Source organism: Algoriphagus limi (assembly GCF_024919275.1).
Lineage (GTDB): Bacteria > Bacteroidota > Bacteroidia > Cytophagales > Cyclobacteriaceae > Algoriphagus > Algoriphagus limi.
In genome coordinates this window covers 175,760-198,710 of the sequence record NZ_JANWGH010000003.1, presented here as the reverse complement: position 1 = coordinate 198,710, position 22,951 = coordinate 175,760, and the positions used below count along the sequence as shown (strand labels likewise).

At 40.2% G+C, this 22,951-nt stretch carries 15 protein-coding genes; 12 read left to right on the top strand and 3 right to left on the bottom strand.

What is annotated here, in order from left to right:
* The first annotated feature begins 4 nt into the window (after positions 1 to 4).
* From NY014_RS12915 to NY014_RS12870, 10 genes are all read left to right on the top strand, one after another.
* Positions 5 to 1,897 carry an adenylate/guanylate cyclase domain-containing protein gene (locus NY014_RS12915; protein ID WP_259415005.1) on the top strand — a complete coding sequence of 631 codons (1,893 nt, stop codon included), beginning with the start codon at positions 5 to 7 and terminating at the stop codon, positions 1,895 to 1,897.
* A gap of 83 nt (positions 1,898 to 1,980) precedes the next feature.
* Complete coding sequence (locus NY014_RS12910; RefSeq protein ID WP_259415004.1) at positions 1,981 to 3,627, top strand: arylsulfatase; 1,647 nt, start codon at positions 1,981 to 1,983, stop codon at positions 3,625 to 3,627.
* Positions 3,628 to 3,630: 3 nt separating this feature from the next.
* A complete protein-coding gene (locus NY014_RS12905) occupies positions 3,631 to 4,953 on the top strand; it encodes an APC family permease (RefSeq protein ID WP_259415003.1) in 1,323 nt (440 codons plus the stop codon).
* A 7-nt stretch (positions 4,954 to 4,960) separates the two neighbouring features.
* Complete coding sequence (locus NY014_RS12900; RefSeq protein WP_259415002.1) at positions 4,961 to 6,991, top strand: S9 family peptidase; 2,031 nt, start codon at positions 4,961 to 4,963, stop codon at positions 6,989 to 6,991.
* Positions 6,988 to 7,419 carry a YybH family protein gene (locus tag NY014_RS12895; RefSeq protein ID WP_259415001.1) on the top strand — a complete coding sequence of 144 codons (432 nt, stop codon included), beginning with the start codon at positions 6,988 to 6,990 and terminating at the stop codon, positions 7,417 to 7,419. Before NY014_RS12900 ends, NY014_RS12895 begins: the two co-directional genes overlap by 4 nt.
* A gap of 4 nt (positions 7,420 to 7,423) precedes the next feature.
* On the top strand, positions 7,424 to 9,268 hold the full coding sequence (locus NY014_RS12890) for a potassium channel family protein (RefSeq protein WP_259415000.1): 1,845 nt from the start codon (positions 7,424 to 7,426) through the stop codon (positions 9,266 to 9,268).
* 1 nt (position 9,269) lies between these two features.
* On the top strand, positions 9,270 to 10,955 hold the full coding sequence (locus tag NY014_RS12885) for a potassium channel family protein (protein WP_259414999.1): 1,686 nt from the start codon (positions 9,270 to 9,272) through the stop codon (positions 10,953 to 10,955).
* A 1-nt stretch (position 10,956) separates the two neighbouring features.
* Positions 10,957 to 12,771, top strand: coding sequence for a potassium channel family protein (locus NY014_RS12880; protein WP_259414998.1), 1,815 nt, complete (start codon positions 10,957 to 10,959; stop codon positions 12,769 to 12,771).
* 102 nt (positions 12,772 to 12,873) lie between these two features.
* Entirely contained in the window at positions 12,874 to 13,593 is a 720-nt protein-coding gene (locus tag NY014_RS12875) for a hypothetical protein (RefSeq protein WP_259414997.1), read from the top strand.
* A gap of 29 nt (positions 13,594 to 13,622) precedes the next feature.
* Positions 13,623 to 14,336: a DUF6090 family protein gene (locus NY014_RS12870; RefSeq protein ID WP_259414996.1), complete on the top strand. Its 714-nt coding sequence runs from the start codon at positions 13,623 to 13,625 to the stop codon at positions 14,334 to 14,336.
* A gap of 283 nt (positions 14,337 to 14,619) precedes the next feature.
* Here NY014_RS12870 and NY014_RS12865 read toward each other — a convergent pair whose 3' ends face one another.
* The 3 genes from NY014_RS12865 to NY014_RS12855 form a co-directional block, all read right to left on the bottom strand.
* Positions 14,620 to 14,868 carry an NHL repeat-containing protein gene (locus NY014_RS12865; RefSeq protein ID WP_259414995.1) on the bottom strand — a complete coding sequence of 83 codons (249 nt, stop codon included), beginning with the start codon at positions 14,866 to 14,868 and terminating at the stop codon, positions 14,620 to 14,622.
* A 280-nt stretch (positions 14,869 to 15,148) separates the two neighbouring features.
* Positions 15,149 to 16,321 (bottom strand): right-handed parallel beta-helix repeat-containing protein, encoded by a 1,173-nt coding sequence (locus tag NY014_RS12860; RefSeq protein ID WP_259414994.1) that lies wholly within the window; start codon positions 16,319 to 16,321, stop codon positions 15,149 to 15,151.
* 296 nt (positions 16,322 to 16,617) lie between these two features.
* A complete protein-coding gene (locus NY014_RS12855) occupies positions 16,618 to 20,637 on the bottom strand; it encodes a hybrid sensor histidine kinase/response regulator transcription factor (protein ID WP_259414993.1) in 4,020 nt (1,339 codons plus the stop codon).
* Positions 20,638 to 21,094: 457 nt separating this feature from the next.
* Here NY014_RS12855 and NY014_RS12850 point away from each other — a divergent pair, with 457 nt between their 5' ends.
* Together NY014_RS12850 and NY014_RS12845 are read left to right on the top strand one after the other, a co-directional pair.
* Positions 21,095 to 22,162, top strand: a complete 1,068-nt coding sequence (locus tag NY014_RS12850; RefSeq protein WP_259414992.1) for a DUF6090 family protein — start codon at positions 21,095 to 21,097, stop codon at positions 22,160 to 22,162.
* Positions 22,159 to 22,941 (top strand): DUF6090 family protein, encoded by a 783-nt coding sequence (locus NY014_RS12845; protein WP_259414991.1) that lies wholly within the window; start codon positions 22,159 to 22,161, stop codon positions 22,939 to 22,941. The genes NY014_RS12850 and NY014_RS12845 overlap by 4 nt, the downstream gene beginning before the upstream one ends.
* Positions 22,942 to 22,951: the final 10 nt, after the last annotated feature.

Below are 22,951 nucleotides of genomic sequence, written 5' to 3'. Positions count from 1 at the left end.
GTGGATGCAGGAAATTGATAGCCTATGCAACCTATCTTTTGAAGCTTACGGAGATTACGAGTTTGAAAAAGCGATCTCATTTGCAGATCAGGCAATATTAATCAGCCAAAAGAGGAACTATGAGGAGGGGCTATTGAAAAGTAATTTTTATAAAACCATAGCCGAAGAGGAGCTGAACCCTTCAAGTTTTGACCCAAATGGGATGGAACAAATGATCCCTCAACTTCAGCAAGCAGGCTTTGATTCCGAAGAGGCAAGAGCCTATACATTTCTGGCAGGTATTTACTCATTTTTTGGAGATATCGAGCGATCTATTGAAAACCATCTACTAGCACTTTCTATCTATGAAAGACTTAACGATGCCTTAGGAATAGCCAGTGTTCACAACAATCTGAGTTTGGTTTATTATGACCAACATGATTATGTGGAAGCGTTTAGACATGCCCGGATTTCCATGGATATAGAAAAGAAAGAAGGCGATCCACGGCGCATTCATTCAAGCTTAAATAATCTCGCCATCATTTTCGAGCATACGGGACCTGTGGACTCCGCCATTTATTATCACCAAATGGCGCTCGACATGGCTTATCAAATCAAAAACCCCTACTCAATAGGACTTTCGTTGAGCAATTTGGGAAACAATTACGCCAACAAAGGAGAATTGGATTTGGCAGAAAAAACCCTTTTGGAAGCACTCAGAATTCGGGATTCCTTGGGTTATTCCCGTGGCTTGGCTTACACCCATAATCGGCTTGCAAGTTTGTATTTGCAAAAAAGTAATTATCCTAAGTCCAAGTTCCACGCTGAAAAATCCCTGGAAAACGCCCAAAAGGCTTCAGAAGTGAAGGTAATCCGGATGGCCTATGAGCGGTTGACGGAAGTAGCCGAAAAAACCGGAGATGTACGGTCCGAACTCACTTATCTCAAAAAAGCTGCCCAACTCAAAGACAGCATCTTGAATGAATCCAACACCAAGGAAATCACGAAGATGATGGCGAATTATGAGTTTGAAAAACAGCAACTTTTAGATAGTATTCAAAATGCTCAACAGATGCGAGAGCAAAGCCTAGTCTTTGATGAAAGACTAAAAGTGGAGCGAAATCAACGCATCATTTTTATGATTAGTGGAGTATTGTTTTTGGTCTTGGCAGTAGGCTGGTGGAGACGATATAAATTCATCAAAAAAGCGAGTCATATCATCCGAAAAGAAAAGGATCGATCTGACAAACTCCTTTTGAATATTCTACCTACCAAAGTCGCTGAAGAGCTCAAAGAAACCGGAAAATCGGAAGCTAGAGACTTTGAAGAAGTGACGGTCATTTTTACCGACTTTGCTGACTTTACCAAAAAAGCCCAGCACCTTTCGGCCAAGGAATTAGTCCATGAGCTGAATATCTGTTTCAAAGCCTTTGACTTGATTATTGAGGAGTTTGGTCTTGAAAAAATCAAAACGATCGGAGATGCCTATTTAGCAGCCGGGGGACTCAACAACCATTCCTGCGTCATGGATGTCATAAACGCTGCCTTGAAAATCAAAGACTTTATCAATCAGCGAAATTTTGACCCTTCCATCCCATCAAAGGCAAAATTTGATATGCGAATTGGGATCAATACAGGTCCAGTAGTAGCTGGAATTGTAGGGATCAAAAAATTCCAATATGACATTTGGGGAGACACCGTAAATACGGCTCAGCGAATGGAAGCAGCCTGCGGATTGAACAAAATCAATATTTCCAAAAGCACATACTCCCGAATCAAGGACAATCCTAATTTATGCTTTGAATTCCGCGGATTGGTCCCTGTGAAAGGCAAAGGACCTCTTTCCATGTGGTATGTGGAGTCCAGGAAAAATCAAATTCAAAAATTTGAGGCAATTCATCATGATCGGATTTTTTGATTTTTCCAAGTCTTAGAAAATGGAAATTGTACAATGTCAAGATAATTCCTTAACTTTTTGAATATCATTTATTTCACTTTTCAATGAAATCAGTCCTTTTATCCTTTTGGATTATCACATTAGCTTTTTATTCCTGTACTACTAAGACCCCAGAAAAACCATCTTCCCAAAAACCCAATATCCTCTTAATTGTAGCGGATGATCTAGGCTATGCGGATTTGGGATCTTTTGGGGGAGATATTGAAACTCCCAATTTGGACCAATTGGCAAAAGATGGAATCCGCTTTAGTCAATACCATACTGCTCCCTATTGCGCCGTTACTCGGGCCATGATGCTATCTGGTAATTACAATCATGTAGCAGGAATGGGATCGCAAGACCTAGTCACTGGTGTACCTGGCTATGAAGGACATTTGAGCGAGCGGATTATTCCAATACCAGAATTACTTCAGCAAGCCGGATATCACACCTATACCGTAGGCAAATGGCATCTAGGACTACGTCCAGAAGACAACCCACACCAAAAAGGGTTCGAAAATTCATTTGTCACCTTAGAAGGAGGTGCTAATCATTACAGCAGCAGAGGTGTTTTCCCAGATGCTCCTGAATCCCCTTACACCGAAAACGGTCAAACTGTTAGCTGGCCTGAAGGTGCTTACTCTACTGATTTTTATACAGACAAGTTGATTTCCTATATAGAGTCCAATAAGGAAGATAAGCAACCGTTTTTTGCTTTTGCCGCCTACACTTCACCCCATTGGCCACTTCAGGTGGATGAAAAGTTTTGGAAAAAATACCAAGGACGGTACAATGAAGGCTATGAAGCTCTCCGAGAAAAAAGGCTGGAATCCCTCAAAAAAGCTGGAATCATCCCGTCCAATGCCTCGCTTCCGGCCTTACACCCGATTGTCACTCCTTGGGATTCCCTTTCTACCCAAGAGCAACAAAAAGAAGCCCGGAAAATGGAGCTCTATGCTGGAATGGTCGACAACCTCGATTACAATATTGGCCGATTAGTAAGCAATCTAAAGGAAAATGGATTGTATGAAAATACACTGATCGTCTTCGTTTCTGACAATGGAGCGGCAGCTGAAGACTTTTATTACAGTTCCTATTTCGGTCCTTTTCTTCAGGACAATTATTCAGATGCCTATGAAGAAATGGGTAAGGAAAATTCCTTCATTTCCTATGGACCACAATGGGCCGAAGCAGGAACTTCCCCCTATCGCTATTTCAAAGGATATACTACCGAAGGAGGTATGATTGCACCCATGATAATTGCAGGTTCATCCGTACTTCAAACCAATCCAATTGTGGATCAATTCGTGACGGTGATGGATTTGGCTCCTACTTTTTATCAACTCGCAGATTTGGAATATCCTTCCGAATGGAAAGGAAAAGAAGTAAAGCCCCTGGCTGGAAAATCCCTCTTTCCCATTTTGCAAGAAGGGCAAAATGTAATCCACGATTCTACCTATGTATTTGCTTTGGAGCATAGAGGTCGGATCATGCTTCGAAAAGGCAAGTGGAAATTACTCAATATCACTGCTCCCTATTCAGAAGAAAACTTTGAATTGTATGACTTGTCCGCTTCACTGGACGAGCAAAATAATGTGAAAGAACACTATCCTGAGAAATACGAAGAATTGCTTCAGGAATGGAATACCTATTCAAAATCAGTTGGTGTCAGAACCCCAACTCCTCGACCAGGCGAGGGCTTAAATGATTAATCTATGGCAGAAAAACAAACAACTGAGCTGAAGCGTGAAGTGGGAATGGGTGGTGTCATTACCAATGTGCTTAGCATTTCCATTGGTAGTGGGATATTCCTTTTACCAGCTTTGGTTTATGGGATTTTGGGCCATGCCAGTATTCTGGCCTACATCTTCTGCGGATTTATTTTTATGTGTCTCGGACTATGTTTTGGAGAATTGGGCAGCCGAGTGCCAGATACCGGAGGTTTGTATGTTTACATCAATCGTGCCTTTGGCCCCATGGCCGGATTTATTGCCAATATTCTGTATTGGTTGGGAGTAGGAGTTTTAGCATGCGGCGCTTTGATGAACGCACTTGCTGATATTGCAGGTTCATACTTTCCTATTTTCAAAGAAACCGGGATGAGGGTTGCCTTCTTCGCTGCCATCACCGCTTTCAGCTGTTTTTTGAATTTTAAGGGAATAAAAGACAGCATGGTCTTTATCAAAATCCTCACTTGGACCAAGGTACTATCTCTGATGGCTTTGGTTAGTATTGCACTTACCCAAATAGATTTTGCCAATATCAGTTGGGAAGGATTCCCTGAATTCGGGCAAGTTGGAGAGGCTTCCATTTTGCTCATTTTTGCCTTTTTGGGAGGGGAACTGGCTCTAGCCAATGGTGGAGAAATGAAAGATCCTACCCGAACAGGCCCTATGGGTTTTATCATAGGAATCGTAATGGTGATTCTAGGATTTTGTACCATCCACCTGGCTGCCCAAGGGGTTTTGGGAGATTTGATGCTTACTAATCAGGAAGCTCCTTTAGCTGAATTAGCCAAGGTGATTTTTGGGGAAACGGGATTTCTTTTGGTATTGATTCTCTCTTTCATTGCTGTTTGGAGCACTTTAAGTTCCATTATTACACTTCTTCCTAGAATCCTGTATGCAGGCGCAAAAGACGGATTGCTTCATCCGGTTCTTTCCAAAGTACATCCTTCCCACGGTACTCCCTATGTGGCTATTTTATTCTTGGGTGTTTTAGAATTTGCTTTCGCTGCATCCGGCAGCTTCCGGTATTTGTTGGTATTGGTCACAGGGGCCTCCTTGGTTATCTACTTTGGGGCTGTCCTGGCCTATCTCAAATTTCGCTGGAAAAATAAATCCGATGTGCCCAACTACTTTCGAGTACCCTTCGGGAATACCATTGGAATCATCACCCTGATCGCTTTAGCCTGGGTATTTTTTCAACTAAGCAATAATGAATTATTAGCAATAGGCCTTTTCATATTGCTATTGGCCGTCATCTATATACTAAGAACACAGATTAAAAAAAGATCCAATCAACCTATCATTAACTAATAATACCATGAAAAAAGTACTGGTTTTCCTTTTTCTTTCTTTCGGGCTGTATTCGCTGACCATCGCCCAGCAAAAAACAAATCTCGAATTGACAGATCTCTTCGATCTCGAATATGTGACTAGCCCGAGCATCTCTCCAGATGGAAGCAAGATCGTCTATGTCCGCAACTTCAAGGACATCATGACCGACCGCGACTATTCCAATTTATGGATCGCCAATGTTGATGGAACACAAAATCGCCCCATTACCCAAGGTAATCAACGAGACTATGCTCCGGTTTGGTCACATGATGGAAGCAAATTGGCTTTTCTGTCCAATCAACAAGATGACAAGGTGAAACTCTTTGTCCACTACTTCGACACCAATAGCTCTGTTGCGCTCACCAACTCAGCAACTCCTCCTAGTGCTGTATCCTGGTCCTATGACAATCAGCATTTGGCTTTCACTCAATTCGTCCCTGCTAAAGCAAATTCCTTACTAAAAATCCCCTCCAAGCCACAAGGTGCAGAATGGAATGCCCCACCGATCTTTATTGATGAAATGGTTTACCGAAGAGATGGCGGAGGCTATGTAAGCCCTGGGTATAGACAGATTTTTACCATAGGCCTTTCTGGTGGTACCGCGAGACAGCGAACTTTTGATGATCAGAATTACGGATCTCCTATCTGGTCTGCTGATGGTCAAAGCCTCTTTTTCTCTGCCAATCTTCATGAAAATTCGGAATTGGAGCCAGCAAACTCCGAAATCTACCAACTTGATTTAGCGAGTGGAAAGATCACCGCCTTGACTTCCCGTTTTGGTCCTGATTCGGGTCCAACTCTATCACCAGATGGAAAAATGATTGCTTACACTGGATTTGACGATAGCTTCCAAGGGTACCAAATCACGCATCTTTATGTTATGAACACGGATGGAACGGGGATCAAAAACCTGACAGCTGACCTAGACCGAGATGCTGGTAATCCACAATGGGATGCAAATGGCCAAGGAATCTATTTTCAATACGATGAATTTGGGGACACCAAAGTAGCCCATGTTTCCCTGAATGGAAAAATCCGAACCCTAGTAGAAGGTCTAGGCGGATTGGATTTGGGAAGACCTTATAATTCTGGAACCTATTCCGTTTCAACCAACAACCGAATTGCCTACACCTTAGGAGGGCCTGAGCATCCTGCTGATTTGGCAGTCTGGAATGGTGGAAACACCTCCCGACTTACTGCTTTGAATGATGATGTTTTCTCCTACCGGAAAATTGGAAAAACAGAAGAAATCTGGTGGGAATCCAGCTTTGATGGCCGAAAAATCCAAGGTTGGATTGTAACCCCTCCTGACTTTGACCCAAACAAAAAGCACCCCTTCATTTTGGAAATCCATGGTGGTCCCTTTGCCATGTATGGGCCTTCCTTTGCCTATGAAATTCAAGCCTATGCCGCTGCTGGCTATGTGGTGCTTTATACCAATCCAAGAGGAAGTACCGGCTACGGCCAGGAATTTGGCAACTTGATCCATCATGACTATCCCAATCATGATTATGAAGACCTGATGTCAGGTGTGGATGCAGTCATTGAAAAAGGCTACATCGACACCGAAAACCTATTCGTGACAGGAGGATCTGGTGGGGGAGTTTTGACTGCTTGGATTGTGGGTAAAACAGATCGATTCAAAGCGGCCGTAGTAGCCAAGCCCGTGATTAATTGGACCAGCTTTGTACTGCATGCAGACAATCCTGTCTTTTTTACCAAATACTGGTTTGGGGCAAAGCCTTGGGAGGATATTGAAAATTACTGGAGAAGATCTCCTCTTTCCTTGGTAGGCAATGTAACTACCCCAACCATGCTTCTTACCGGAGAAAAGGATTTCCGAACCCCTATTTCAGAATCCGAACAATACTATGCAGCTCTCAAGCTTCAGGGAGTGGAATCAGCCATGGTTCGTATCCCAAATGCTTCACATGGCTTGGTGAATCGTCCTAGTATGCTGATGAGTAAAAGTGGCGCGATTTTAAGCTGGTTTAATCATTATCGAGACCAAAAATGAAGGGATTAAGCTGCCTTTTTTTCTGCTTTTTATTCCATTTCACCTTTGTGCAGGAATCTGAGAAATCTCAGATTCTTGCACAAAGAGAAGCTTCTAACGCTGCCTTACGCGCTTTTGATGAGGAATTAAACGCAACTTTTCTAACAGATGATGTACTAATCACCACAGGTGCCGGGACTTTGATCTCGGGAAAAGAAGCATTGATGGATTATGTACAGGAGGTATCAGGACCCAGAATGTATTGGATTCGAACTCCCGATGAAGTCATTGTCAATCCAGAAACTCAATTGGCTTGGGAAACCGGGACATGGAAGGGGTATTTCGAGGATTCAGAAGAACCCGTTGTAGGAGGAAAATATTCAGCCCAATGGACCAAGAAATCGGGGACTTGGCTAATTCACTCTCAATTATTTGTGACTTTAAAGTAGAAAGATGGTCTCATTTTTTAGAAAAATACTCCCCTGTTTTTTACTGGTCTTAGGCTTATCTTCTGGACCTGCCTTCGCTCAGGATATCGAATATGAAGAGTTTTCTTATTCGGAATTCTTTCAAATGATGGAAGACTCAAAAGATTCTGTTTTTACCTACGAGAATGCCATAATCTCTTTTAATCCAGAAACAGACTCCGCGTTTATCAACGATTTGAATGATGGCTTATTTACCTATTCTATCCAAAAAAATGCTCCCCAAAGGACGATAAAGCCTGAGATTCGATTAACAAATGTCCATTTTTTTGAACAAATGGAAGGATTCAGTGACCTTATCTCAAATGGAGTAATACAACACTATGTTTTTGAAAAAAAAGTGAGCCTTAGGCATTGTGGCGAAATTACATTTAATCAATGCACATTTAAAGCAGGGATTGATGCAGTAGCAAATGGACCCGGACTCCAGCATGCTATTAAGGCTTATCCTGATTTGGATGGGATCAAAATTTATAATTCTACTTTTTATGACGCATCGCGGTTCTTTCCGAGCTTTTTCCCAGGAGATAATATTACTACGTTAATTATTGTTCTTAGAAACAACATCTTTTACCTCAATGACAAGGAAGATGAATCTTTTGGACGAAATGTATTTATCTATGGGAGAGGCACCTTTAATAATGTATTTGAGGACAATCAACTCTACGGGAAGGGGAGAATATTTTTTGTATCTGAAAATAACCAGTTGACCAGTTTTACCAACAATCAACTAGATAGCGTGATTGCCGAGGTAATCATAACAGATTTAATTGGTATCAATCAATTGACTATAACGAAGAATGCATTTGGCCCCTATGTACAACTTGCTATCGACGAGCTCAGCGCCAAATATAAAATAGGTTGGGACCAATTCGCTGGCAAACTTATCAGTAATCAAGATTTTGGGGAGTATGGTAGTAGGTTTGAAAACATCCCTTTTAACGATGAAAATCTGCTTGCACCTTATTACGATTCTATTCGAGTAGTGGATCAAGAGGTCTATCGAGGGGAAAATGCGATTAGAGGGATTCTCTATAATCATTACACTGCTACCTTCGATCATGAAAACAAGAATGCTGTTTATGTAGAAATCAAAAACCTGGAGACAGAAAGACTAAAGTACCTTTACGATACAAATCCCAACTTCGATAATTTCTTTACTTTACAGATCAACCGCTTCCTAAAGGTCTTTTCCCTTTATGGAACGCGTCCTGCAAGAGCCATTATTTTTTCCGTTTATGTCATCCTCGCTTTTGCCCTGATCTACCTCTTTTTCCCAAATTCTTGGGACAAACATGGCAAAAACCGGATTATGAATCGGTATAGATTTTTTACCAAGTATATGAATCAAGATGCGGGAATGCATGATGTGTATTTGGAAGAGCAGCAGAAGGAATTGCTTGAAGCTGAAGATTTTAAAGTCTATATGCAAAACGCGGAAAAATACATTCCTCGATTTTTTATAGCTACAGCCATGCCTCTTTACAAATGGGCCGTCTCAGGTACTCGTCTTTCAGCTTCCCTGCTTAAGCGTGTGGATATTATGAAAGGCACCTGGCAAGATCTTCCAACACATCAACGCTTTTGGAAATCGGTGCTTTTGATCGGTGCTTTTATCATTTCTGTGCTCTATGATCTGCTTATCAAAATCCTAAATGCTATCATGCTCTCCATCAACACCTTCACCACTTTAGGTTTTGGAGAGATTCCTATTAAAGGATTACCGCGATACCTAGCCATCATCCAGGGATTTATCGGCTGGTTTATGTTGACCATATTCTCAGTGTCATTGATAAGTCAACTTTTGAATTGATATGAAAATAATAATCTTCTTAGTTGCCGTATTTATTTCCGTACAGAGTTTTGCTCAAGATGAAACCTCAAAATGGCGGGAAATTCCTTCGATTACAGATTGGATTGATGAAATCAATAACTGGCCGGATTCTGCCTATTCCGTAAGTAATATCAAGGTTTATATTGATTTTGAAAAGGACACCTTGTTTTATGAACCTCAATGGACTCAAGAAGATGAGCAAATATTGATCGCTGGGACTATAAGAAAACCAATTAATGTTAAAGACTTCCATTTCGAAGGAATCTTTAAAGATTCAACCATTTCCATCAAAAATATCAGGTTTAAGGAGGAAGTCAGGTTTTTAAACTATAAAAATCGAATGATCCCCATTAAAAACGCCATTTTTGATAAAACCACTTTTTTTGGGGGCTCGGACGACTTTGTTTACTATAATTTAATCAACTGCGAATTCAAGGGTAACCTTGGATTTTATGACTTAGATGTTCCCTCGAAGGTATATCTGGATGAACCAAAGATTGAGGGAAGGCTTTTCTTCGTAAGGTCAACTGGTTTTCCACAACTTGAAATCACCAATGGAAAGATTGATACGATTGATATTGAGAATGTGCAATTTTCAAGCCTAGAAATCACCAATTCAACTATAGGGGAAATATCAGCAAGAAATTCTCAGGTCACCTCTGTTGCTCATATTACTGAAAATCAGATAGGAAGTATGAATGTGACGGGAGCACAATTCCCTGAAACGAATACGTATTTGCCATTTGATCAAATAAAAAGGAGACTTTATTATTCCCAGCCTCGATCTCTTTTTGATCCAAGTCCAGAAAAATACTTTGCTTCTGATTCATTTAACTTTGAAAATAAGATTGCATACGATCTCCTGGTAGGATCTTATAAAGTTTTGCAGGATAGGTACCAAAAATTCGGTGACCAGGATAGCTATAATGCTTGCTATGTTGAAATGAAGAACTTTGAAACAAGACGCCTAGCCTACCTATTCGATCAGAACCCAAGTTTCAAGAGCTTTTTTACATGGAAGATTAATCAGTTTCTAAAGGTCTTCTCTGCTTATGGAACTGAACCTGCAAGGGCTATTATTTTTTCAATCTACGTCATTCTTGTATTCGCACTGATCTATCTCTTCTTCCCTAATTCATGGGATGCCCATGGCAAAAACAGGATTGTGGACCGCTATAGCTTCTTTTTCAAATACCTCCAGAGAAATGCCGGAATGCATGAAGTCTATCTGGAAGAAAAGAAAAACGAACTATTGGGCTATGATGAATTCAAATCCTTGATTACCCAATCGGAGAAGTCTGTCCCACGCTTTTTCTCAGCAACCGCACTTCCCCTCTACCAATGGGCGATCTCAGGAACCCGACTCAGTGCTAAAATCCTAAGCAAGGTTGATATTCTGAAAGGAACTTGGGAAGATCTCCCGGCAGGCCAAAAAGCATGGAAGTCATTTCTACTGGTTGGGGGATTCTTGATCGCTTTGGTTTATGACCTACTAATCAAGGTTCTCAATGCGCTTATGCTCTCCATCAACACCTTCACCACTTTAGGCTTTGGAGAGATTCCCATCAAGGGATTACCGCGATACCTAGCCATCATTCAGGGATTTATCGGCTGGTTTATGCTGACTATATTCTCAGTGTCGTTGATTTCGCAATTGTTGAATTGATATGAAAAGACTGCTTCTATTTTTTTTGATTTTCTATGCTCAGGGGGTTCTTGCCCAAGAAGAAAACGAGTATAAAGAATACTCTTATACTGAGTTTTTTAGACTAATTGATCAAGAAAAAGACAGTGTATTTAGACTGAGTGATGCTCTCATAAAATTCAATCCGGATACTGACCAGCGATTTAAAGAACGCGTTTCTTTCGAAAATGACAGTTTGTATAATAAGTCAGAATTAATAGTAGTTGATAAACATGTTGAGTTGAACAATGTGCAATTCCTTGCTCGATTGTATAATGGGGAAAATGTAGCCTATGCTGATGGAGTAATTAGATTCGTTCAATTTCAAAAAAAATTAATACTCAATGATGTTATTTCAGTTCTCATTTCCAACTGTATTTTCAGTGATGGTTTTGAACTGAATACCCTGAACTGTGAAAGAGAAGGACTTAATGATGAAACTTCCAGTTATATCATGATTAGATATTCCTCATTTAATGATGGGTTTCGGTTTTTCAAAAACTGCTATAAAAGTCTTGATTATAAAGGATACTTTTTAATGGAGCACAATGAGTTTTCAAGCCAGTCCGAAAACAGCAGATTTTCGCTTACTCTTTTAAATTCAAAGTCAGCTCAAATAAGAAACAATAACATATTCTCTAAAAACACAGCTCAACTTCATTTCAGCCAAATCAGTGATGCTTTCAATTTGGAAAACAATCTTATTGATTTAAATGACCCCTATCTGCATTTAGAAAAAATTGATGCTAGTCTTAACTTGAAATCAAACACTTTTTCTTCTACCGTAAAATTTGAAATCGATGAACTTACCGAAAAAGATGAGGTCGAATGGGAGCAATTCAAAGGTAAGCTGGTGCATGCTGATTCATATGCTATCCTTGTTTGGAATGAAATGAAAAAGTTGCATTTCAACTTGCTTCCAGAGGAGAGGGAAGAATTTTCCAACCTTTATTTAGATTCGGTGCGATACTACAATAGAAGTATTTATGCCAATGAAATCTCAATTAAAGGCCTATTCTTCAAATACTTTAAAAATAAATACGACACAGAATCAGCAAATGAAGTATATCTGGAACTCAAGGATTTTGAGACGAAGCGTCTTGAAGTATTACATCAGCAAAACCCTGGCTTTAGGTCTTACTTTAAGTGGAAGGTAAATCAATTTTTGAAGCTCTTTTCAGATTATGGTACTGAGCCTTCCAAGGCAATAGTCTTTTCTCTATACGTCATTATTGCCTTTGCTCTTATTTACCTTTTCTTCCCCAATTCATGGGATTCCCATGGCAAAAATAGGATTGTGGACCGTTACAGCTTCTTTTTCAAATACCTCCAGAGAAATGCCGGAATGCATGAAGTCTATCTGGAAGAAAAGAAAAACGAGCTTTTAGGCTATGATGAATTCAAATCCCTGATTACCCAATCGGAGAAGTCTGTTCCACGGTTCTTCTCAGCAACCGCACTTCCACTCTATCAATGGGCGATCTCAGGAACCCAACTCAGTGCTAAAATTCTGAGTAAGGTTGATATCCTGAAAGGAACTTGGGAAGATCTCCCGGCAGGCCAAAAAGCCTGGAAGTCGTTTCTATTAGTTGGGGGATTCTTAATCGCCTTGGTTTATGACCTACTAATCAAGGTTCTCAATGCACTTATGCTCTCCATCAATACCTTCACTACGCTGGGTTTTGGCGAAATTCCCATCAAGGGATTACCGCGATACCTAGCCATCATTCAGGGATTTATCGGCTGGTTTATGCTTACCATCTTTAGTGTATCACTCATCTCGCAATTACTAAACTGAAATGATCTCTTTCTTAAGAAAAGTCCACATAAAACTCAGACAAAAGATTATGGGTTCAACTTTATGCGGCCCAAACTATTTATCACCTTACAAAATAATTGGATGAAGAAGAAAAAAAATCCTTGGTGGGGAAATTTGAAGGACTTTTTCCTTCTTTTTTTGGCGGTATTCTGTGGGTTTCTCGCTGAGAATTATCGGGAATCTTTAAGCAACAAAACGATAGAAAAGGAATACATGCTTTCCTTGGTAGAAGACCTAAAATCCGACACCGCAAGCCTAAACACCTACATTACTTTTAAAAAGAACAAATCCCACCTAATGGACTCCTTGGCAAACATGATAGTCTCCGAGGAAAAACATTTGTTGGGAAACCAAATCTATTTCTTAGCCAGACAGGTCTTTAATGATAGTCCATTTGTATACTCAGATGGTACCATTCAGCAATTAAAAAATGCCGGAAACCTCCGCCTGATCAAAAAAAGACTTGTCGTCGAGGAGTTACTCAAGTATGAAAAGAAAGTAATTGTGCTCCATGATTGGGACGAAAATGACACCCGAACCAAATCCACATTCCGGGAAATGGGTGGCAAGGTTTTCAACTCCCAAGCATTGAATGCTACGATGGATGAAGAGTTGAACTTTGTAGTTCCGACAACTAATCCTGAGCTGGTCACGGATGATTTTCAAACCCTAAATGAACTCGCTTTTCAGATTCATTATTTATCAAAAATGTGCCTTGGAAATAGTGTGCGCGCAGCATCCCTAAGGAAAGATGCTGAAGATTTATTGGAATTGATTCACGAAGAATATGAACTCCCTTAATTGAAACTTTTTCATTACTCGGAAAGCCTATGATCTCCTTCTTCAGAAAAATCCGCCGAAAACTTCTTTCCCAGAACCGAGTGACCCGGTACCTGACCTATGCTGTAGGAGAGATCATCTTGGTCAGCATAGGAATCCTAATTGCCTTACAGGTGAACAATTGGAATGAGGAACGAAAGACCAAGGTTTTTGAAAAAGAGATTCTATCCCTCATTAGCGAAAATCTTACCCGGGATTCAGTATTGATTACCCAAGAATACCAAAAAGCAGTTTTGGCCAATCAAATCACGGATTCTATTCTGAATCGGGTAAATCAGGGAGTCTTTGATGAAACACTCAATATTTGGATGGCAAAAGTGATCCGATTTGAGCGCTTCAAATCTCAAACCAGTGGGTTCGAGGTATTAAAATCCAAAGGAATGGACATGCTCTCTGATAAAACTCTTCAGGTTGATTTGATCAATTATTATGATGAAATCCTTTTCAAGGTCTATCAGTCACTTTCTGACGTGGAAGGCTCCTTCAATGAAGACTGGATTCCCTTGGCAAAGAGGGAGTTTAATGACTTTGACTATGATGATCGAATGGAGCCAAGAGACTTGAAGACTTTTATGGAAAACCAACAGCACATCGTGCTATTCAAGATGTTTCAGGACAACCGGGAAGGATCTATCAATAGAATGTATGCCGCCTTACAAGAAATTTCCTCTCTGAAATCTCAAATTAAAGCCCATCTTCAATGATTTCTTTTTTCAGAAAAATCCGCCAAAAACTACTTGCTCAGAATCGGATCACTCGCTACCTCGCCTATGCTGTTGGGGATGCTTTTTCAGAAACAGCCTGTGGTTTAATTACCTAAGTCCTCATTCAGACGAAGCAGGATAAAAGGATTTTTAATCCTAAAAAATACTTGCACCCAGAAAGGAATTCTGAAAATTATCGAAGAAAAAAACTCCCCCTCTTCCGAATGGAAAAGGAGGAGTGGTCACCCGTTTAGCTTAAAAAATTCAGTCAATGAGCTTGTCCTTAATTTGTAGAGATGCGGTAAATAACATTCTTACCGCCTCCGGAAACATAAATATCTCCCGATTGGCCGACAGCCACCCCATCAAACCAAAAAGTTGGAGTCACAAGATTATCTAAATTAATGGGAGCTGCGCTCAGTTTGAGTCCGTTGGCTATCGTGGTTACTACACCGGTTGCCAAGTCAACCCGCGATAATCGAGAAGCCTCAGATTCCACAACCAACAATCCTCCTTCTTTATCCCAAGTCAATCCTTCTGGATTCTGAAGCCATTTAACTAAAATGGTAGGTTCTAATAGAACACCTCTGTTAAATTCAATTTTCAGGACGCAAAGCAATTTTCAAACAGAATAATTTAGTTTTTACTAAGTGCGTGACTTGGAAGTCTTCGAGGCTGCCTATGAAAATGGCAGCCCGTTGAATAAATACAGCAATGTCAAATATTCTAACTTCTCCTAAAAAAGAAATAGGCCCTTACAAATATTATGTCCTATTTCCTTTAAATTTAAATCATTAATTGATTATACTTTTCTAGTCGATGCCAATGGCACAATCACTGGAGTTGTTTTTAAATGTATTATCTGTACCCTCATTTACAATATCACATAGCGAGTTGTTCTTTGCTGTATTGTTGAAAACTATATTGTTAAGAGAATATTCATCGAGGTAAATACCTGATTCACCATTATTATTGCTTTCATTATTAGGACCAATGGTATTATTGGAATTATGGGCAATGGTGCCATTTCCGCCAAAATAGCTTCCAATACCATCGTACAAAGTATTTTTAACAGAATTGTTTTTTACAATATTACCGTCACAACTCTGACCGAAGTCAGCTATAAGACGAATACCCCATCCATTGGTGGTGTCTATATTATTTCCTTGCACCCTGTTATTATCAGCACATCTTAGAACAATACCCGATCCAGGATATAATACATTTAGATCACCGAATATACCAGTAATGGTATTGTTTGAAATTGTATTATTAATACTAGACCTAAATGGTTGAGGTGGCGACCCGGGTAATTCCAAAACAACTGCGTCTATAAAGATTCCCACCTCCATGTTTCCTGAAATATTATTATGAGCTATTATGGCATTATCGCAATAACCAAAATATATCCCTATGTGGCCAAAGGGAAGATATGGATTATTAGTCTCTGTACTATATATGGTATTATGTTTTATATCAAAGCCATTAAACCCTGGTGCACTTGCTATCCCAACTTTAGGACCCCAATACGAGTATGCATTATCAATCTTAAAACCATGAATCTTTACATTGTCTGCCCCGAGACCGAACCCTCCTTTCAAAGTCACATCGCCAATTGCCTTTATGAAAATACCTGGAGTCTCTGTTCCTGGAGATTCATAATAGGTGCCAGATCTAACAAATACTTTTCCATTTTCACAAACTGCAAAAATAGCTTCCTGAATTGTTGGATAATCGTCTGGTACAAAGACTGTTTCAGTACATTCCACTTTTTTACCATTGATTTTAGCTTTTTGTTTTCTAACCTCATTCGTGGCTCTGAACTCATCAAATTCTCTTGACAGCTGCTCTAGTAAAGTAGTACTCATTTCCACCTTTTTTGTCGAAAAATTTTGGCTATCAATTTTTTCTATCGGAACAATATCTTCATTAGTACAAGAGGCTAAAAAGAGTATTGCTAATAATGGAAAAATTAATTTTTTCATGATTTTTTGGGTTTTTATGGATAATTATTTTTTGAAGAATTAGACCTTCGGGGACTTTAAAGCTCATCTTTATGGAAAAACATATTCGACTAAAAGTCTAAAAGGTAGTCCCAGATCAATGAGTTATTTACTTCTGAAAAGTATGTAGAAATAAAAAAATCGGCCTTAGCTATTGTTTCAAATGCATTAGACATGGTTCCAAATCAAAAAAAATGCAGATAATACAGACTTGGGGAAAAACGGGAGGCTTGGGTCCTTTAAATCAAATGCTTCGATCTAGTGAATTCAAAGCAGCGTTAGCCTTTTCTATAAAAGCTCGGTGCCTGCCCAAACTCTTTGATAAACTCCTGTGTAAAATGGCTAGGATTGCTGTATCCGACTGCATAGCCGATTTCAGAAATGTTTAAACTAGAATTTTCTAAAAGTCTCATGGCCTCCTGCATACGAATGGTTCGGATCACCTGAGAGGTTGATTTATTAGTCAAGGCCTTCAGTTTGCGATGAAGCTGGGTCCGGCTGACCCCCAGCATTTTGCAAATCTCCGAGATGCCAAATTCTTCATTTCCCATTTCACTTTCTACAAGATCTCGGATTTTTTTAAGGAAGGTGTCCTCTTTCAATTCAGATGATGTCTTTGGCTCGGGTAGGGTCTTCAGACCTTCATATCTGGAAATGAGTTTTTGTCGGACCTCTATCAATTTACGAAGCCTAATCTCCAACTCATTTTTATTAAAAGGCTTGGTCAGGTAAGCATCGGCTCCTGTTTCCAACCCTGCCAATCGGGAGTCCATGTCTGCCTTAGCGGTAAGTAGGATGATAGGAATATGACTGGTTCGTTCATCGTCTTTTAACCTTTCCACTACTTCATAGCCATCCTTTTCAGGCATCATTACATCAGAGACGATAATATCCGGGATTATTTCAATAGCCAAGTGAATTCCCTGAAGACCATTTCTTGCTTTTTGAATACGATAGTTTCCCCTGAGGCAAAGTTCCAAATAGCCTAAAACATCCTCATTGTCTTCGATAAGCAATGCGAGTGGAAGGCTTTCATCGTAATTTTCTTCCACCCCAATAGCGGAGGCTTTTAGTGTATCCTTGACAAAAGGCTTTAAGTTTTGGGTCAATTCCACCGCAGAACCTTTGGGAGCATGGTTTCGGATGGGTAGCCTGAGGGTAAATTCTGAACCTTTTCCAAGCTGACTGCTGACCTCAATAGTTCCTGCCATGAGTTCGACGAGTTCTTTGGTAAGTGCCAATCCAATTCCACTACCTTCCTCAGTTCTAGTGGCGGAATCATCCACCTGAAAAAATCGGTCAAAAATCCGCGATAAATGTTCAGAGTGTATTCCTTTACCTGTATCGATTACCTTCAATTCAAGCATATCTTCTCCTTCTTTAGCCTTGATTTTTTCCACCTTGAGGTAGATGTTTCCACCGGATGGAGTGAATTTGATCGCATTGCCTAAGAGGTTAGAAAAAATGGTTTGAATTTTTTCCGGATCAAAGTCCATATGCAAGGTCTTTAAGTCTGTAAAAAAGTGTAAGCGGATATCCTTGGAGTCTGAATATGAGTGAAAGGATTCTGTCAAATAGTGTAAATACTCCAAAATATCATCATGGATCATTTTTGCAGTTAAAACCCCAGACTGAAGTTTGGACAAATCCAGCATCTGGTTGACCAGCCTTAATAATTGGACACCATTCCGCTTGATCATAGGCAATCCATCCCTTAAGTTTTCCACCGTCGGGTGACTCAATATATAGTCTGAAATCCCTGTGATTACAGTTAAGGGGGTCCGGAATTCATGGGTCAAATTGGTGTAGATTCTGGTTTTAAACTGATCCAATTCCTTTAGCTGGATCACTTCAGCCTGGGCCAGTTTTCTTCTCAACAAAAAGCTATAAATAACGAAAAGGAGCAAAAAGAACACTAAGCCATACCCTAGCCATGCCCACCATTGGGTAAACCATGGAGGTAAAATCTCAACTGAAATAGATTTAAGCCCTACGACCCCAAATCGATTGGTTGCCTGGATATGGAAGACGTACTCACCCGGAGGCAAAGCATAATACTCTGCTTGGTGGGTATTGCCATTCTTCCAATTTTGATCATAATTTTCGAGTTGGTAACGAAGATTTTTATCTGGCTCCAAAGTAACAAAATCAATACTGGCAAACTGGAAAGAAAAGGTATTCTGATTATGGGCGAGTTGAATTTCAGAAGTTTCCAAAAGACTTTTGGGTAAAATCTTTGGATCTGTTCTCGCAGAGATTTCTCGCTCTCCCAAAAGAAATGAGGTTAAGTATGGAATGGGAGCGACGGAATATTGACTTACTAGTTTGTCTGGACGAAATGAAAAATAACCCTCATCATTGCCTACAAAAATCTCCTTTTCTGTAGAGATGAATGGCTCAAAAGAAAAATAGCCTGCTTGACTAGGTTCTTTCCAGCTATTTCCAAACAAAGCCGCATTATTCGTTTCAGGATTGAGGCGGATAAATCCAATATCAGTAAATAACCAAAGGAAGCCAGAGTCATCTTCTACCAGCCCTGTAATCCTGAGTAAATCGGTAATCAGCCCCGTATTGTCATAGTAGGGATTAAACTGATCTTTTTCTTGATCGTATAAAAAAAACCCTGAACGATATGATCCGGCCCAAATCCTTCCTTTCTCGTCCTCATAAATTCCTAGTATTGAAATCTCGGTGCCATCCAAGTATCTTTTAAATTTCCCTGAATCATCTTGAAGTAAGTTGATTCCATTTCTCGTGCCAATCCAAATCTGACCTTTTGAATCTTGGGCCAGACTGATGACATTGCTCGAGCTTAGGCTGGCCGAATCAGTTGGATCATGCCTATAGTCCCTGAAAGTCCTACTTTTCGATTCAAAAAAATTAAGTCCCCCTCCTGTGGCTATCCATGCGTTTCCTCCTCTGATTGGCAGTATGGCATTGGCAATGGGTGAGATTAAGCCTTCCTTATTTGCATCTTTCCTTCCATAGTTTTGATAAGTGTTTGTAGCTCTATCGAAAAAAAATAAGCCTCTCGAACTCGTACCTATCCAAACATTCCCCTCCTGATCAAATTTCAGGGCACGTAAAATGTCAGGGCCAATGGTCCTCTTTACGAAACTAAAAAAACTATCCTCTGATGTGTCCAATTCATGACCAAAAACACCCTGCGAGGTGCCAACCCAGATACCTTTTTCCTGATCTTCACCAAAAAAGACAGCTCTTGGTCCAGTTTTAAAATATTCAAAATTCTCTTGTAACGTAGAGACCCGATAGAGCACTTGATTCTCATTTTCGGGTAGCCAGGAAGAAATCCAAATCAAATTATCATCTGTTTTGAGTGAGGTCCAGTAGCCATTATTATCGTGGTACTGGGACTCCTCACCAGTTGAACCAAAAAACGCCATTTTCTTGGATTTGGGGTCATACCGGTTTATACCCCCCGCATAAGTCCCAATCCAAATACCACCTTCGGCATCTTCGTTAATGAAAGTGATGTGATCAACTGCAAAAGAAGCTCTGTCATTAATTGGCGGACGGGAAAGAGCATTGGGATTGCCAGGAATATTAGTAAGCCTTTGAAACTTTCCTGTTTCCCGGTCCATCAGGTGAAGTCCATCTCCATCCGAACCTATATAAAAATTGCCCTTACTATCTTCAAATATTGCCTTTACACGATTCCCAATAAGGGAATTAGGATCTGCAGGATCATGTCTAAAATGGGTAATCAAACCGGTGTTTTTTTCTACGCGGTATAGACCAGAGGAAGGAGAATCTGTGCGATCGAAGGCATTACCAGCACCTATCCAAATTACTCCTGAACTGTCTTCATAAATGTTCCGGATAAATGCCTTTTGAAGCATTTGACCATTAGGACTGTCAACCTTGATTTGGACGAAATTCCCAGTCTCTCTATCCAATGTATCTACTCCTACGTCTGTACCGATCCATAAGGTCCCTGAGCGATCCACCAATAAGGAATATATTCTGTTACTTCGAAGACTGTTGGGATTTTCTGGTGCCTTCCTATAATGAGTGAAAGATTCGGACTCAGGATCAAATCGATCTAAACCATCGACGGTGCTTCCAATCCAAATCTCCCCTCCTTTTCCAGCTGCGATACATTCGAGTTGATCTAAGTGTAGTGCGCTACTGTCATTGGGATTGGGCCTATAATATTTTTTGTTCGTCCCATCAAAGCGAATTAAACCATCAGAGGTCTTGGCGAGCCAGATAAAGCCATTTTCGTCCTGACACATCCCTGAAATAATACTGAAGGAGGGATCAAAAATAAAAGGCACTGGAGTGATTTTAACCTCCTGACCAGTCGTAAGAAAAGACTTTAAGAAAAAAATAATTAGAAAAAAAAACCTAGCGCTTCTCATCTATTTAAAACAATTAGCAATCAACAACTTAGCCTATTATTTTTAATAAAAAAAGAATAGTGAAAATAAAAAAACCGCGCTGGTATTTCGGAAGAAAAACCATGTCAAAATCAGAAACCTTAAATCTAGAAGGCTCCAAAAATCCAGCATCAAGATATATCCCTTTTTTCCCTTAACTTACTTAAAGCTATGCAACTAGTTGCCTCTGAATTAACTTCTTACCCATTTATGATTCAATTTTTCCGGGAAACCCGTCAGAAACTCCTCGAAGAATATCCAGTGACTCATTTGCTCGCCGTTATTCAAAGATTAATCGGCTGGTTTATACTGAAAATTTTTAGTGTTTCACTTATCTCTCAATTGCTGAACTAAAATGATATCATTTTTTAGAAAAATCCGCCAAAAACTTGTTCAAGACTTGCCTACCGGTAAAGTAGGGAACCGAGTGACCCGGTACCTGACCTACGCTGTGGGCGAAATTATCTTGGTAATGGCAGGTATTCTGATCGCCTTGCAGGTCAACAACTGGAATGAGGAGCGAAAGCGTCAGGAGGAATTTGCTGTCACCATCGAGCAGATCTACAATGTCTTGGATGTGGAAATCCAGGAGCTACTTTTCTTGGAGTATCATTTCATGCAGCAAAATCTATACATAGACACCTTGTATAATCGTCCGGAACTTTTGGCTCCCGCGCATATCCCAGGGATACTGAATTATGAGGAAGCGGAACCAAGTCCCTTCCAAACCAGCGCGGGCTTCTTTCTCCAAAATCTGAAAGTAAAACCAGGAAACCCGGATGAGATATTACTCGCAAGAGATCTGACAGAGTATGCCTCGATGGCCAATTTGGAATTTAATCGATCTGAAAAGCTCCTCAAAGAGCTGCTTTTTAAGGAAACCATCCCCACACCAGATTTGACCTTTGGAATTGCTTTAAATCAAAGATTTTTAGAAATGCCAGGTGTCTTTACTGGAGATCAGATTTTGAGAAGCCAGGAAATGATCAACTACCCAGAGGTCAGGGCTGCTTTGATCAAAGCAGCGGTCCTTCATGATAGCTATTCAGCTGAGGTTTTTCACGTGCGCGAACTAGGAGAAACTCTGAAAACCCAAATCAAAAGGCAATTTCCCCAAGTCAAGTTGCTATACGAAAACCTAGGCTTAGTAGGCGAAGGCTCCCCTTATCAAGATTGGGGTACAGATGTCCCATTTGTAAGAAAATCAGAGGACCCCAATATTTGGGAGGCTGAAATAGAATTACCAGGAGGCCAGATTAAATTCAGGGAAAATCAGACTTGGAACCGCAACTGGGGAGGGAATACATTTCCGAAAGGATATATGTATTGGCAAGGCCCAAATCTAGAGGTGCCTGCCGGGAAGTACCGAATTGTTTTAAATATGACTGATAAAACGTACGAGTTTATTCCTCTAACACCATGATCTCCTTCTTCCGAAAAATCCGTCAAAAACTCCTTCAACAGAACCGGGTGACTCGCTACTTGGTCTATGCTATAGGAGAAATTTTGCTTGTAGTAATAGGAATACTAATTGCCCTTCAGGTCAACAACTGGAATGAGAACCGACTCGATCGCCAACTTGAAAAAAAGTATCTCAAAGGACTTCAGCGGGATCTAAACAGAGATACTGAAGGCCTTGATCGGATGACAATCAATCGTAAGGATGTTATCAATTCAGCACTTAGAGTGATGAAAATAGATGCTCCAGCTACCATGCAGGAGCTCAGAGAAGTCAATGATGATTTTTTGAAAATCCACTATTGGTATGAGTTCACTCCCAACAACAACACCTTCCATGAATTGACTAGCTCAGGGAATTTAAGCCTAATAAGAAATGACACGATCAAGGATCTACTTATGTCTATGGAAGTTTTAAATGCCGAAATTGTCCAAAACAGAAACCACATTCGAAGAGATTATGAACACTATATCTATGATGAACTAGCTTATTACGAATGGCTCCCACTAATAAACCTGGATACATTAGGATTGAAAAACGAATCGATACCCATAATGGAAATTAGCGAGGACCGATTCGAAGCACTATGCAAAGAAGCTGGAGAAATAATGAACAATAAGGTTATTAGAAATGGCTGGACCTTAGCAATTGCAAACAATGCCTACATGATAGAGCTGTATCAAGAAATGAGAAAGCATAATGCCCGATTGCAGGCCTTGATAGAAGAAGAGCTAAAAGACTAATGACATAAAA